This is a genomic window from Salinibacterium sp. (assembly GCF_031364185.1).
Lineage (GTDB): Bacteria > Actinomycetota > Actinomycetes > Actinomycetales > Microbacteriaceae > Rhodoglobus.
This window is the reverse complement of record NZ_JANLVV010000298.1, coordinates 20,715-33,990: the sequence shown is the minus strand read 5'-3', so window position 1 is coordinate 33,990 and position 13,276 is coordinate 20,715. Positions and strand designations below refer to the sequence as shown.

General features: G+C 62.3%; 13 protein-coding genes. 1 reads left to right on the top strand and 12 read right to left on the bottom strand.

The window, feature by feature from the left end; translation table 11 throughout:
• Positions 1–34: 34 nt before the first annotated feature.
• The 3 genes from metE to hflX all read right to left on the bottom strand — a co-directional run bounded on the left by metE (position 35) and on the right by hflX (position 4,969).
• Positions 35–2,350: a 5-methyltetrahydropteroyltriglutamate--homocysteine S-methyltransferase gene (gene metE, locus RMN95_RS13060; RefSeq protein WP_309617342.1), complete on the bottom strand. Its 2,316-nt coding sequence runs from the start codon at positions 2,348–2,350 to the stop codon at positions 35–37.
• Positions 2,347–3,273: a methylenetetrahydrofolate reductase gene (locus RMN95_RS13055; RefSeq protein WP_309617341.1), complete on the bottom strand. Its 927-nt coding sequence runs from the start codon at positions 3,271–3,273 to the stop codon at positions 2,347–2,349. Before RMN95_RS13055 ends, metE begins: the two co-directional genes overlap by 4 nt.
• 121 nt (positions 3,274–3,394) lie before the next feature.
• Positions 3,395–4,969: a GTPase HflX gene (gene hflX / locus RMN95_RS13050; RefSeq protein ID WP_309617340.1), complete on the bottom strand. Its 1,575-nt coding sequence runs from the start codon at positions 4,967–4,969 to the stop codon at positions 3,395–3,397.
• A 42-nt stretch (positions 4,970–5,011) separates the two neighbouring features.
• Here hflX and RMN95_RS13045 point away from each other — a divergent pair, with 42 nt between their 5' ends.
• A complete protein-coding gene (locus RMN95_RS13045; RefSeq protein WP_309617339.1) occupies positions 5,012–5,620 on the top strand; it encodes a methyltransferase in 609 nt (202 codons plus the stop codon).
• A gap of 3 nt (positions 5,621–5,623) precedes the next feature.
• On the opposite strand, the gene dapF is transcribed toward RMN95_RS13045, so the two are convergent.
• The 9 genes from dapF to pgsA all read right to left on the bottom strand — a co-directional run bounded on the left by dapF (position 5,624) and on the right by pgsA (position 13,275).
• Positions 5,624–6,499 carry a diaminopimelate epimerase gene (dapF, locus tag RMN95_RS13040; RefSeq protein ID WP_309617338.1) on the bottom strand — a complete coding sequence of 292 codons (876 nt, stop codon included), beginning with the start codon at positions 6,497–6,499 and terminating at the stop codon, positions 5,624–5,626.
• Between the two features lie 3 nt (positions 6,500–6,502).
• Positions 6,503–7,420 carry a tRNA (adenosine(37)-N6)-dimethylallyltransferase MiaA gene (miaA, locus tag RMN95_RS13035; RefSeq protein ID WP_309617337.1) on the bottom strand — a complete coding sequence of 306 codons (918 nt, stop codon included), beginning with the start codon at positions 7,418–7,420 and terminating at the stop codon, positions 6,503–6,505.
• Positions 7,421–7,423: 3 nt separating this feature from the next.
• Entirely contained in the window at positions 7,424–8,971 is a 1,548-nt protein-coding gene (gene miaB, locus RMN95_RS13030; RefSeq protein ID WP_309617336.1) for a tRNA (N6-isopentenyl adenosine(37)-C2)-methylthiotransferase MiaB, read from the bottom strand.
• 143 nt (positions 8,972–9,114) lie between these two features.
• Positions 9,115–9,732 (bottom strand): regulatory protein RecX, encoded by a 618-nt coding sequence (locus RMN95_RS13025; RefSeq protein ID WP_309617335.1) that lies wholly within the window; start codon positions 9,730–9,732, stop codon positions 9,115–9,117.
• Positions 9,733–9,870: 138 nt separating this feature from the next.
• Complete coding sequence (recA, locus tag RMN95_RS13020; protein ID WP_309617334.1) at positions 9,871–11,055, bottom strand: recombinase RecA; 1,185 nt, start codon at positions 11,053–11,055, stop codon at positions 9,871–9,873.
• A gap of 258 nt (positions 11,056–11,313) precedes the next feature.
• The gene (locus RMN95_RS13015) at positions 11,314–11,538 is read right to left on the bottom strand and encodes a DUF3046 domain-containing protein (RefSeq protein ID WP_309617333.1); all 225 of its coding nucleotides are present in this window, start codon (positions 11,536–11,538) and stop codon (positions 11,314–11,316) included.
• 148 nt (positions 11,539–11,686) lie between these two features.
• Positions 11,687–11,995, bottom strand: coding sequence for a helix-turn-helix domain-containing protein (locus RMN95_RS13010; RefSeq protein WP_199279554.1), 309 nt, complete (start codon positions 11,993–11,995; stop codon positions 11,687–11,689).
• A gap of 121 nt (positions 11,996–12,116) precedes the next feature.
• Positions 12,117–12,623, bottom strand: coding sequence for a nicotinamide-nucleotide amidohydrolase family protein (locus RMN95_RS13005; RefSeq protein WP_309617332.1), 507 nt, complete (start codon positions 12,621–12,623; stop codon positions 12,117–12,119).
• A 13-nt stretch (positions 12,624–12,636) separates the two neighbouring features.
• Entirely contained in the window at positions 12,637–13,275 is a 639-nt protein-coding gene (pgsA, locus tag RMN95_RS13000) for a CDP-diacylglycerol--glycerol-3-phosphate 3-phosphatidyltransferase (protein WP_309617331.1), read from the bottom strand.
• Position 13,276: the final 1 nt, after the last annotated feature.

The following is a 13,276-nucleotide window of genomic DNA, read 5'->3' as shown; positions in this document are numbered from 1 at the left end:
GCCGTGTGTTAGGTGCAGTCGAGCGGCAGTGGCGCTACACGCCAGCTTTCGCTCGTGCGGCGCGGGTCGCTGCGAGAATGTTCGTCAGCGATTCCACAGTCTCGTCATACCCGCGTGTCTTCAGCCCGCAATCGGGGTTGACCCAGATCTGGCGCTCCGGAATCGACCCGATGGCGATTTCGATAAGCTCGCTCACCTCATCGACCGAGGGCACGCGAGGGGAATGGATGTCGTACACGCCGGGACCAATTCCCCGACCAAAACCACTCGACTTGATATCGGGGACGACCTCCATCTTGGATCGGGCCGCCTCGATCGAGGTGACGTCGGCATCCAGCCTGTTTATCGCGTCGATGACCACACCGAACTCGGAGTAACACAGGTGAGTGTGGATCTGAGTGCGGTCGGCGACTCCGGCTGTGGCGAGGCGGAAAGACCCGACCGACCAGTCGAGGTAATCATCGTGATCCCTCTTCTTCAAGGGAAGCAGCTCGCGCAACGCGGGCTCGTCGACCTGGATGATGCCGATGCCAGCGCTCTCCAGGTCTCCAATCTCGTCTCGCAGCGCGAGGGCAACCTGGTTCGCGGTGTCGCGAAGGGGCTGGTCGTCACGCACGAACGACCAGGCAAGAATGGTGACCGGCCCGGTGAGCATCCCCTTGACTGGCTTGCCGGTCAACGACTGTGTAAAAGTCGACCATTCGACAGTGATCGGCGCCGGGCGTGATACGTCGCCCCACAGGATCGAGGGGCGTGTGCAGCGAGACCCATACGACTGCACCCACCCATTCTGGGTAACCGCGAAGCCGTCAAGGTGCTCGGCGAAGTACTGCACCATGTCGTTGCGCTCGGGCTCACCGTGCACCAGCACGTCGAGGCCGATCTTCTCCTGGAGTTGTACCACCCGCGTGATCTCGTCACGCATGGCCTGCTTATACGTTTCTTCCGAGATGGCACCGGAGACGAACGCCGCGCGCCGCTTGCGGATGTCGCCGGTCTGCGGAAACGACCCGATCGTCGTGGTGGGCAGGAAAGGCAACCCGAGGGCGGCATCCTGGGCCGCAAGTCGCGCCGCATATTCTCCGCGCGAAAAATCCGCGTCCGTCAGGCCCGCGGCACGGGTGCGCACGGCACCATCGCGCACGCCCGCGGCCTGGTGACGATCCTTCAGAGCAGCGGATGCGGCATCCAGCTCGGCCTGGATGGCGCCTTTGCCCTCGACCAGTGCCTTCGCGAGGGTGGCAACCTGCCCCACTTTCTGGTCGGCGAAGGCCAGCCAGCTCGTCAGTTGCTCAGCAAGCAGAGGCTCATCGTTGACGTCATGCGGAGTGTGGAACAGGCTCGTGGACGTGGAGACCGCCACGTTCGGCGAGAGTCCTCGCAACGAATCTAGCGATGCCAGTGCGGCCTCGAGGTCACCACGCCAAATGTTGTGACCGTCGATCACGCCTCCCACGAGCACCTTATCGGTGGAAATGCCGGAGGGCAGGTCACCCTTGACGAGATCAATTCCGATCGCCTCAACCGGCGTGCCGACGAGCACGGGAAGTGCGTCGTCCAGGGAGCCGTAGGGCGCGGCTACGAAGATGCTCGGGCGAATGGCGGCAGCTCCGAGCCCATCGTATGCGCGCTTCGTGGCGGCAAGTACTGCCTCCCGGGGCACGTCGATGCTCTCGCTTACGAGGGCTGGCTCATCGAGCTGAACCCATTCGGATCCCACGGCAGTGAGAGCCGCGAGCAGTTCCGCATAGACCGGAAGCAGGTCACCGAGGCGGTCAAGCGGCTGGTAGCCCTCGGGGGCGCCTGCGGAGGGCTTGCTGAGCAGCAGCAGTGTGACGGGGCCGACGATCACGGGGCGTGTGCGGAAGCCGCTGGCGGTGGCCTCGGCAACCTCACGCACGAGACGGTCAGACGCGAGATGCAGCTTCGTCTCCGGCCCAATTTCTGGCACCAGGTAGTGGTAGTTGCTGTCAAACCACTTGGTCATCTCGGCGGGGGTGTCGGCGCCTTCACCGCGGGCGATTGTGAAGTAGCCACCGAGATCGATGGTGCCATCAGACTTGATGAGCCGCTCGAATCTGGTCGGGATGGCCCCCACAGCGACTGCTGCATCAAGCACCTGGTCGTAGAAGGAGAATGATTCGGGGATGGAGGAATCGGTGCGCCCCAGGCCGAGCGAGAGTAACTTCTCGCGAGTGATCCTGCGCAGTTCGGCTGCGGTCGCCTCCAGCTCCTCTGCCGTCGTCGTGCCTGCCCAGAAGGACTCGACGGCTTTCTTGAGCTCTCGGCGTCGACCAATTCGGGGGTAGCCAAGGATTGTTCCAGTGGGAAATGCGGCTGGGTTCGTCATGCGTGTTCCTTCTCTCGATCGAGCAGCCCTGCGCCGCGGAGAACCGCGAGAACGGGCTCGTGCTGGTTGAACGTATACAGGTGTAATCCGGTTGCGCCGCCAGCGATGAGCTCGCTGCCGAGAGACACTGCGTGGTCGATACCGATGCGCCACTGGTCGGCTTCATCGGTCGCCGCCGAGAGGCGGCGTTCAAGGTCGACCGGAGTCGCTTCCTCGGTCAGTTCGAGGATGCGAGCGAGGCGTTGCACGCTCAGAACGGGCATGATCCCCGGCAAGATGCGCATCGTCACGCCGGCCGCCCTGGCCTGCTCGACAAATCCGAGGTAGTGGTCAGCGTGAAAGAAAAGCTGGGTAATCGCGAGGTTTGCGCCGGCGGCCTCCTTGGCGAGGAGGGTGTCGAGATCCTGCGAGACGGACCGGGATCGTGGATGCCCGTTAGGGAAGGCCGCGACCGCTATCGTCACCTTCCGGCCGCGGGCAATGCGCTTCGCTCCGGGGAAACCCGGCACCTCATGAACCGCGAACTGCTCGCGCTCAGCTTGGACTCGGTGGATGAGCTGGACGAGTTCGCCGGCACTGCCGAGATCTCCCAGGAAACTGTCGGCCTCTGACGCGCCGACGGGAGGATCGCCCCTCAGGGCGAGAAAGCTCGTGATTCCTGCGTCCAGGAACTGCCGGATCAACTGGCTGGCCTCTGAATACGATGAGCCGACACAGGTCAGGTGAGCCATCGCCTGCACACTGGTTCCCTCGAGGATCCTGCCGAGCACGCTGAGGGACGGCTCGCGTGAGCTGCCGTTGGCACCGTAGGTGACCGAAATAAACTCCGGCCCCGCAGCCACCAAGTGCGGGAGTGCCAGGTAGAGGGCGCTCTCCGCCCCGGCCGAGCGCGGGGGGTACAACTCGAACGAGAATGTCGTCACTCGATCCCCTTCGGTAGGCGTACTCCGAGTGGGCGGGTGCCGGGCTCGGCTGTCGCTCATGCCCGGCGAGGTGGCCGGACAGGATCAAGTCTAGGCACCATGCCTAGGACGTTTCCTTGTGTTACGAATTCTGTTTTGCCACGAACTCTCGCAGATCTGCCACGCGCGCGGGATGCACCATCGCCGTCACCAGAGTGCCGTCCTCCCGGTATTCGGTAGAAATCACCCTGCCCTGCACATGCAGCCGAGAGATGACTTCTCCGCGGTCATAGGGCACAAGCAACACGAGCTCTACTTCGGGTGCAGGGAGTAACTCGGCAATGCGAGCAAGCAACTCGTCGACACCCTCGCCGGTGCGGGCCGAGACGAAAACACCACTCGGTTCGAGGCCACGAATGAGGAGCCTCTGATCATCATCGGCGAGATCGCTCTTATTGAACACCACGATCTCCGGAATGTCCCTGGCACCAATGTCACCGATCACGTTTCGCACGGTCGCAAGTTGCGCACCAGGATCCGGATGCGACGCATCCACCACATGCACTATGACGTCGGACTGGCCGAGCTCCTCCAGCGTCGAGCGGAACGCCTCCACCAACTGAGGGGGGAGGTTCCGCACGAATCCGACGGTGTCGCTCAGCGTATACAGGCGGCCATCGGCCGTAGTGGACTTGCGCACGGTGGCATCCAGCGTCGCAAACAGGGCGTTCTCTACCAGCACGCCAGCGCGGGTGATTCGATTGAGCAGGCTCGATTTGCCGGCGTTCGTGTAGCCGGTGATGGCAACGCTCGGCACCTCGAAACGGTTTCGGTTGGCGCGCTTGGCTTCTCGAGCCGGCGCAAAACCTTTGATCTGCTTGCGCAGTCGCGACATACGGGTGTGGATGCGGCGGCGGTCCAGCTCGATCTTGGTCTCACCCGGTCCACGGCTTCCCATACCGGCACCAGCACCACCAACCTGGCCGCCGGCCTGGCGCGACATCGACTCACCCCACCCGCGCAGTCGCGGAAGCAGATACTCAAGTTGGGCGAGTTCGACCTGCGCCTTACCCTCCCTACTCGTGGCGTGCTGACTGAAGATGTCGAGAATGACCGCGGTGCGGTCGATCACCTTCACCCCGACGATGTCCTCGAGAGAGCGACGCTGGCTGGGGGCAAGCTCCGTATCTGCGATCACGGTGTCTGCTCCGGTCGCGGAGACGACATCCCGAAGCTCCTGGGCTTTGCCTTTACCGAAAAAGGTGCTCGGGTCAGGGTTGGCACGTTTCTGAAGCAGTCCGTCGAGCACGACCGCGCCGGCGGTCTCTGCCAGTGCGAACAGTTCGCGTAGCGAGTTCTCGGCCTCCTGCAGGTTGCCCTGATGGTAGATGCCAATGAGCACGACATTCTCGATCCGAAGCTGGCGGTATTCGACTTCGGTGACATCCTGCAGTTCGGTCGACAAGCCGGCCACGCGCCGAAGCGCCTGGCGGTCTTCTCGATCGAACTGGTCGCCGTCACGATCACCCTCGTAGACGTTATCGCTCTGCAGCGCCTGCGCGGTTGCCGAACCGAAGAGTGTGTAGCCGGCAGAGCGCGCGCCTTCGCTGGCGAGCACCCGGTCGATCGCACTGGCTCCTGTGCCCGCGGTCTGGGCTGAGACCGCGTTGTGATCTGTGGCGTGCCGTGCGGCGTCGCCGGTGGAAGATTCATTCATTGGGTTAACCCTACTTTCGTAGTCTTCGGTAAGTTTCTCTCCATGAACAGTGAGCACTACTTCTCCCCTGTGCCGGAGAGCGAGCTCAAGCCGCGCACCATTCGCGCACGGTTGTCGGGTCGGGAAGTCGAGCTGGTCACCTCTAACGGTGTGTTCAGCCCCGAACGGATTGACACCGGGACGCAGGTTCTGTTGTCGAGCGTGCCCGCTGCGCCTCCCGGCGGGAACCTGCTTGATCTTGGCTGCGGTTGGGGGCCTATCGCTCTCACACTCGCGCTTGAGTCACCTCATGCGACAGTGTGGGCCGTGGACGTCAACGAGCGCGCACTGGACCTGGTGCGGGCTAACGCTGAAAAAATGTCCATAGAAAATATCAAGGCGGTAACACCGGAAATGATTCCCGATGAGGTGAGATTCATGACGATATGGTCGAATCCCCCAATCCGCGTGGGCAAGAACGAGTTGCACGGGATGCTTCAACTCTGGTTGCCAAAGCTCGACAGTGAATGTGATGCCTGGCTGGTCGTGCAACGCAATCTCGGATCGGATTCGCTTCACCGCTGGCTGCAATCGAGCTTCCCCGAGGAGTTCAGCTTTGTGCGTGCCACAACCAGCAAGGGTTATCGAGTGCTGAGAGCACGTCGCCGATAGCCATCACACCTCAAGCTCCCCCACAAACACCAACTCGGCAGGGCCGCTGAGCGACACATGTTCGCCATCTTCGGTGGGAAACATCCGCACGCCGACGGTGCCGCCAGGAACGTCAACTTTCCATTGATTAGGCGCACCGGCACCGGCCCAGTAGCGAGTAGCCAGTGCCGCCGCGACCGCTCCTGTGCCGCACGAGAGTGTTTCGCCGCTGCCGCGCTCGTGCACGCGCATCCTGATGTGCCCGACACCGTCTTTCACCATCGGCTCGGCCGCCACGACGAACTCGACATTAGCGCCGTCGGGCTGCTCTGGTTCGATCACGGGGCTGTAGGCCAGATCCGCCGATTCGAGTTCTTCGACGCTGGCGAGAGCTACGACAACATGGGGGTTGCCCACGGTAATGCCGAGACCCGGTCGCGCAACGGGGAGCTCCTTGGCTCGCACCAGGGGCTCACCAGCACTGAGGCGCCAACGACCCAAATCGGCCTGGAAACCCGCGGCATTACGCTGCACGTCACGCACGCCGCTGCGGGTGCCGATCGGAAGCGTCTCGCCGGGTTCGAGTCTGGCCAGAGCATTGTCGATGAGAAAGCGACTGAATACACGGATGCCGTTGCCGCACATCTCGGCGACCGATCCGTCGGCATTGCGATAGTCCATGAACCATTCGGCATCAGCATCCTCGGCGAGAGCCGCGGCTCCCTCCGCGATATTGCGAGAAAGCACCGCGCGGAGGATGCCGTCGGCACCGACACCGAAGTGCCTATCGCAAATCGCAGCGACCTGGTCTTCGGTGAGATCGACTTCCCCTGCGGGATCCGCGAAGAGCACGAAGTCATTGCCAGTGCCGTGACCCTTGGTGAAGTGGAGTGTTGCCATGCCCTAATACTGTCCTACGGCACGCTCGAACGCGGTCGCGTGCCGCCCAGGATCGTCGTATTCCAGCCACTGGGCACCACGATAGCGGCGGAACCAGCCAACCTGTCGGCGGGCATAGCGGCGGGTGAGCGCCGCGGTCTGCTCAATCGCCGCACTCTGTGCCAGCGACCCCGCGAGTTGCGCGAAAGCCTGCGCGTATCCGATCGCGCGACTCGCCGTCACACCCAGCCCTGACTCCGTCAGCGCCGCTGCCTCCTCGAGAATCCCTCCGGTCCACATCGAGTTCACCCGCGCATCCAGGCGTCGCACTAGTTGCTCTCGGGGTGCCTGCAGACCGATGATGACGGCCTCACGCCAGGGAAGGGACTCCTCGGGAAGGCCCGACCCGAAGGGCTCCCCCGTCATCTCGATGACCTCGAGAGCTCTCACCAACCGTCTGCCATTATGGGGACCGATGGCCGCCGCAGCGTCGGCGTCGACGCTGCGGAGCCTGCTGTGCAGCATGCGAGACCCCTGAGCCAGTAGCTCCGACTCGAGCCTCGCCCTAATCACGGCGTCGGTGCCCGGAAACCGGAAATCCTGGATCACACTTGACACGTAGAGCCCTGAGCCACCCACCAGGATTGGTGTAGCGCCGCGCGTCTCGATGTTCTCGATTACCGCCCGCGTGTCGGCCTGATAGTCGGCGACGCTGGCCTCCTGCGTCGGATCAAGAACGTCGAGCATGTGATGGGGGATGCCGCGGCGTTCGCCCACTCCCACCTTCGCGGTGCCGACATCCATACCTCGGTACAGCTGCATCGCGTCGGCGCTGACGATCTCGGCAGCTCCGCCGGCATCAGCGATAGCCGTCGCGAGTTCCAGAGACAGCTCGGACTTGCCGGTTCCCGTCGCTCCGACAATCACGACGAGCTGTGACACGGTTTACCTGAGGCCGTCTTCGGCGTCGTACCTGATGCCGGTGTCGATTGCCCGCGGGCCGACTCGCAGTGTCGGCAGGCCCAGGGAGACCCTCCCCGGTTCTGCGGCGAGGCCCTGCACCGGGGGGACGCCGCATGATGCGGCGGCGGCGCGATCCCAGGCATCCCCCGCGCTGGTGCGACGCACCATCAGGGGCGCGCCATCAATGGAGTCAGCCACCAGATGAAACGAGGCGGCATGCGTGATCTCGACGCTGACTACGTCACCCGGCCGCGGAACTGTGCTACCGATCGGGATGTCGAAGTGCACGAGCCGCGAATCTTCGGCGCGACCGGACAGCCTGTGCGTTTCGCTCTGCTTACGGCCCTCGCTTGCCGTCACAAGCACCTCGACGCGTCGACCGACCTGCTTCTGGTTCTCCTCGCGACAGATGCTGTCCTGAAGATTGGCGAGGCGCTCGAACCGCTCCTGCACCACCGCCTTCGGCACCTGGTCTTCCATCGTTGCCGCAGGAGTGCCCTCGCGGATTGAATATTGGAACGTGTAGGCCGACGCGAACCTGGCTCGCTCAACAACGCGCAGCGTCTCCTGGAAGTCCTCCTCGGTCTCACCGGGGAAGCCCACGATGATGTCTGTGGTGATCGCGGCGTCGGGGATCTTCGCCCGCACCCGGTCAAGGATTCCGAGGAACCTATCGGAGCGATACGACCGGCGCATTGCCCTGAGGATACGGTCTGAACCTGACTGGAGCGGCATGTGCAGTTGCGGCATGACCGTGGGCGTCTGGGCCATAGCGTCGATCACATCGTCGGTGAAAGCAGCGGGATGAGGGCTCGTGAACCTGATTCGCTCGAGGCCCTCTATGCGACCGGCGGCCCGCAAAAGCTTCCCGAACGCTTCACGATCACCGAACTCGACACCGTATGAATTCACATTTTGACCGAGCAGCGTTACTTCGATCGCTCCGTCAGCGACGATGGCCTGGATCTCGGCGAGAATGTCTCCGGGGCGACGGTCTTTCTCCTTACCCCGCAGGGCCGGGACGATGCAGAATGTGCAGGTGTTGTTGCAGCCAACGGAGATCGAGACCCAGGCGCTGTGTGTGGATTCTCGGCGAGTCGGTAACGTGGAAGGGAACACGTCAAGCGATTCGAGAATCTCGAGTTGGGCTTCGCCGTTGTGCCGTGCCCGCTCAAGCAGGGCTGGCAGTGAGCCCATGTTGTGCGTGCCAAACACGACATCGACCCACGGAGCCTTTTCGAGGATGATCTCTTTGTCCTTCTGGGCGAGACAACCACCCACGGCGATCTGCATCCCCTCACGCTCGCGTTTCACACTGGCGAGCATCCCGAGGTTGCCGTAAAGCTTATTGTCCGCGTTCTCGCGCACTGCACAGGTGTTGATGACGACGATATCCGGATGACCATCGGTGGTTTGAACGTACCCTGCGGCGTCGAGCGACCCACTCAGCCGCTCGGAGTCGTGCACATTCATCTGGCATCCGTAGGTGCGCACCTCATAGGTGCGCGTTGCCAGTGCCTGCTCGGTCATGACGACAATCTTAAGCCTGCAGGATGCGCGGCCTTGACGAGTGCTGACGACTGCTGAACACCTACCTTCTCGCTGGCCGATTCACCGGCGGCCCGCCCTGTTAGCGACAGATGTCAGCAACATGGATGTCAGCAACATGGATGTCAGCGGAAGGTCGGCCCCGACGGTGCCAGCGCCTGCTGTACGGCTTTGGAGACCACACTGCCCGAATACCCCCGACGCATCAGGAAGTCTCCGAGTCGGCGCTTCGCAGTGGTGGCATCGAGTGAGCGCAGCTGTCCTGCACGCTTGACGGCAATGACTGTGGCACGGTCGAGTTCGTCGTCATCATCCAATACGGAGAGCGCCGATTCAATGGCCACTTGATCGATGTTTCGTCGACGAAGTTCTGCCACCAAAGCGGACCGCCCAAGACCCTTTCGCGCCTGCAGAGTGCGGATCAATGTCTCGGCGAGAGCGTGATCGTCGAGCAGCGCGACCCCCTCGAGCCTCTCTATCTCTTCGGCGACCACCGAGGACTCGAATTCGCGACCCAGTAGGTAGTCCCTCATCTCACGGGAGGACATGCCTCGGCGCGCCAGGGCGTACATACTCACGTTGCTCACCCTGTCGAAGGAGCCCGTTGTCTTCTCAGCGGAAGGAGATTTCTTGACAGCACTCGATTCGACAGCACTCGGTTCGACAGCACTCGATTCGACAGCACTCGATTCGACAGCGCTGACATCAGCCTCCGTAGGAGTTACCCCCATCGGCATCTGCATCGGCATCTGCATCGGCGCCCGCGCCGGGCGTGTCGCTTTCTGTTGCCCCGGGTCTACGTGATCCGACTCCGTTACCTGTCGAGTGCCAAAGAGGTATGTAACGGGCGCGATCCGCTCATCGCCGACGACACCCATCAGCTACTCGCCCACAGCCATCTTCAGCTTCGCAGCCGAAGCTTTCGTGGGCGCTGCCGTAGTGGGCGCTGCCGTTGCCACTGCCATGACGGGCCCGGAACCGCCAGCAGCAGCCTTAGCCTCGGCGGCTTCGGCCGCAACGGCGGCGTCGATGATGGCCTTCGCCTCTTTCGCCTTCTGGGCTTTGGCTTCAGCACCCACACCGAGCTTGACCATGATCCTTTGCTCGATGTCTTTTGCAATCTTCGGATTTTCGAGCAGAAACTTTCGCGAGTTTTCTTTACCCTGGCCGAGCTGATCGCCCTCATAGGTGTACCAGGCGCCCGATTTGCGAACAATCTCGTGCTCGACACCGAAGTCGATCAGGCTGCCCTCTCGGGAGATTCCGGTGCCATAGAGAATGTCGAACTCTGCCTGCTTGAACGGCGGAGCCATCTTGTTCTTGACCACCTTGACGCGGGTGCGATTACCCACGGCGTCGGTGCCGTCTTTGAGGGTTTCGATCCGACGAATATCGAGTCTGACCGAAGCGTAGAACTTGAGCGCCTTACCACCGGCGGTGGTCTCGGGACTGCCGAAGAACACGCCGATCTTCTCACGTAGCTGGTTGATGAAGATCATGGTGGTGTTGGTCTGGCTCAACCCACCGGTCAGCTTGCGCAGAGCCTGCGACATAAGGCGAGCCTGAAGACCGACGTGGGTATCACCCATTTCGCCCTCAATTTCTGCGCGCGGCACGAGTGCGGCCACAGAGTCGATAACGATGAGGTCAATGGACCCGGATCGCACCAACATGTCGGCAATCTCGAGCGCCTGCTCCCCGGTGTCGGGCTGGGAGACAAGGAGGGAATCGATGTCAACACCGAGTTTTGCTGCGTACTCGGGGTCGAGAGCATGCTCTGCATCGATGAAAGCGGCGATGCCGCCGGCCTTTTGCGCGTTGGCAATAGCGTGCAGCGTAAGAGTGGTCTTACCGGACGACTCAGGGCCGTAAATCTCGACGATGCGCCCACGAGGCAGGCCGCCGATGCCAAGCGCGACATCCAATGCAATTGATCCAGTAGGGATGACCTCTACTGGGGCCCGATCATCGCTGCCCAGTCGCATGACCGAGCCCTTGCCGAACTGGCGATCAATCTGTGCGAGCGCGGTCTCCAGTGACTTTTCGCGATCTGCTGCTGATGGCATGTACGTCTCCCTGCATCGTTGGTTGCTGCCCATAGGCTGTCGTTCTGCTGAAACCCGGTGGAACAAGGGCTCCAGCCTCCCGACAAAGGCTGGCGTCGTCTCGAGTCGAAACAACTGTCTTTCACGCTACGCTCGCCCGCCGACATTGGATGCCCGCGACTGGCGTTGTGTGGATAAAACCCGTCTTCGACACGACGTTATGGAGGAGACTACCAAGATACGAACACATGTTCGATACGTGAGTCCGGCGTGTTGGGCCTATTTCTTCGGATCGCGCCGCCCGGCGCCATGCCAGCGGGCGGGCGGAACATCCATCGCCCCGCAGAGCGCAAGCCAGATATCACGGGGATTCGACCCCGCCTTGATAGCCTGCTCAGCCGTCAGGCTGCCGATGTCCCCCAAAACGAGATCGTGGGTGAGGATGCGGCCATAAGCATCACCGAACTCGTCGGAAACGGCCAGCCAGAACTCACTCAGCCTCATCGAACCTGCCTCCTGTAACACCGCAATTTAGACCGTACGCCCCCAACGTCGAAGCTCATAATGTCGAAGACCGTGACCGCCCGGTCATCTTCCGAATGCACGAATGCCCCGGCCTTCGGGCCAGGGCAGTCGTCGCACTATGGTGAGGTCAGCGCGACACGAGGTCGGCATCGAACTCGGCAACCAGATCATCTGGAAGAGTGTCCGGGATGGGGTTGAGCCCCTCGATGATCGCCAGTCGGTCACCTACTTCGCGCATGATCACGGAGATGGGAGTGTCGAGAGCATCAGCCACCGACGCGAGGATCTCAGAACTTGCCTCTTTCTGGCCACGCTCTACCTCACTGAGGTAGCCCAGCGCGACACTTGCCTTACTTGCGACCTGACGGAGGGTGCGGCCCTTCTGCAGGCGGAAGTCACGAAGAACGTCACCGATTTCCTGCCGAACTAGAACCATTGGACCCTCCTTCTCTTTCCTGTCGTATCGCTAGCTTATGGTTACTCTAACTACCCATATCTGTACGACACTTGTGAATGCTGTAGTTGTAACGAGATCGAAACGAGTGGTATTCCCACGATCACGCGAGAAGTGTTGCGAGCTCTGATAGTGATTCGTAGACGACGGCTGAGCGGATGGCTTCCCGGCTGCCCGAGAGTTGCAGGTGCTTCGTGCGCACCTCGCCACCCATCGCGAAGCCGAGGTAAACGGTGCCGACGGGCTGGCCATCCTGGGGGTCAGGCCCGGCGACACCCGTGGTCGAGATACCGATATGCGCTGGCTGCCCGCCGACCGCCAGATGGTCACGCACTCCTGCCGCCATCTGCGCTGCAACATCAGGATGCACGGCTCCGTGTAAAGCGAGAATCTCGGCGTTCACCCCCAGAATGGTATGTTTCAGCTCGGTGTTGTACGCAACGACTCCGCCTGACACCACAGCGGATGCTCCGGGAATGCGGATCAGCTCGGCCACGAGCAGCCCCCCGGTCAGCGATTCGGCGACCGCGATGGTGTGGTGCCTGGCGGTGAGCAACGCGATGATCCGCTCGCCCAGCGCCGCGGCATCCTGCGCCTGCTCGCCCGTCATGATCGCACCGTCATCATTGAGGCGCCGCGCTCGAGCGGCGACGCCAGGCATTCACGAGGTACTCGACTCCGGTGTACAACGTGAGGGCAATTGCGAATGCCATGACGGTCCAGCTGACCCATCCCGCCCAGGGGCCGAGGAATATCCATGGTGCGACGAGGAAGAGGGCGATGGCAACAGCCTGGACGACGGTCTTGAGTTTGCCGCCGCGAGAGGCCGGAATGACGACGTGTGAGAGCACTGCGAATCGGAAGATGGTGATGCCAAACTCGCGGAGAAGGATGACAAGGGTGATCCACCACGGAAACTCACCGAGGATGGAGAGTGCCACCAGCGCGCCGCCAATGAGGAGTTTGTCTGCGATGGGATCGAGGATGATGCCGAGGTCGGTAATCAGGTTTCGGCCTCGGGCCAGGTGACCGTCCACGGTGTCGGTGACGATCGCGAAGATGAACAGAGCGGCGGCGAGATAGCGGACCACGCCGTAACTATCGTCGTCCGACAGCAGCATCCAGATGAAGATCGGGGCGAGCAGGATTCGAGCGACGGTGACGATGTTGGCGATGTTGGCGATGCTGGCCGGGCTGTCACCCCTGCTCAGGATGCGCCCGGCAAAGATGCTCTCCCGGTCGGCCCGCGGTAGATCGCTCACA

Bases quoted from the DNA above. Each gene is read 5' to 3' on its own strand.
- RMN95_RS13045 (WP_309617339.1), top strand. From the start codon at position 5,012: ATGAACAGTGAGCACTACTTCTCCCCTGTGCCGGAGAGCGAGCTCAAG.
- dapF (WP_309617338.1), bottom strand. From the start codon at position 6,499: ATGGCAACACTCCACTTCACCAAGGGTCACGGCACTGGCAATGACTTC.
- hflX (WP_309617340.1), bottom strand. From the start codon at position 4,969: ATGAATGAATCTTCCACCGGCGACGCCGCACGGCACGCCACAGATCAC.
- RMN95_RS13015 (WP_309617333.1), bottom strand. From the start codon at position 11,538: ATGAGGCTGAGTGAGTTCTGGCTGGCCGTTTCCGACGAGTTCGGTGAT.
- recA (WP_309617334.1), bottom strand. From the start codon at position 11,055: ATGCCATCAGCAGCAGATCGCGAAAAGTCACTGGAGACCGCGCTCGCA.
- RMN95_RS13025 (WP_309617335.1), bottom strand. From the start codon at position 9,732: ATGCAGATGCCGATGGGGGTAACTCCTACGGAGGCTGATGTCAGCGCT.
- metE (WP_309617342.1), bottom strand. From the start codon at position 2,350: ATGACGAACCCAGCCGCATTTCCCACTGGAACAATCCTTGGCTACCCC.
- RMN95_RS13005 (WP_309617332.1), bottom strand. From the start codon at position 12,623: ATGACGGGCGAGCAGGCGCAGGATGCCGCGGCGCTGGGCGAGCGGATC.
- miaB (WP_309617336.1), bottom strand. From the start codon at position 8,971: ATGACCGAGCAGGCACTGGCAACGCGCACCTATGAGGTGCGCACCTAC.
- RMN95_RS13010 (WP_199279554.1), bottom strand. From the start codon at position 11,995: ATGGTTCTAGTTCGGCAGGAAATCGGTGACGTTCTTCGTGACTTCCGC.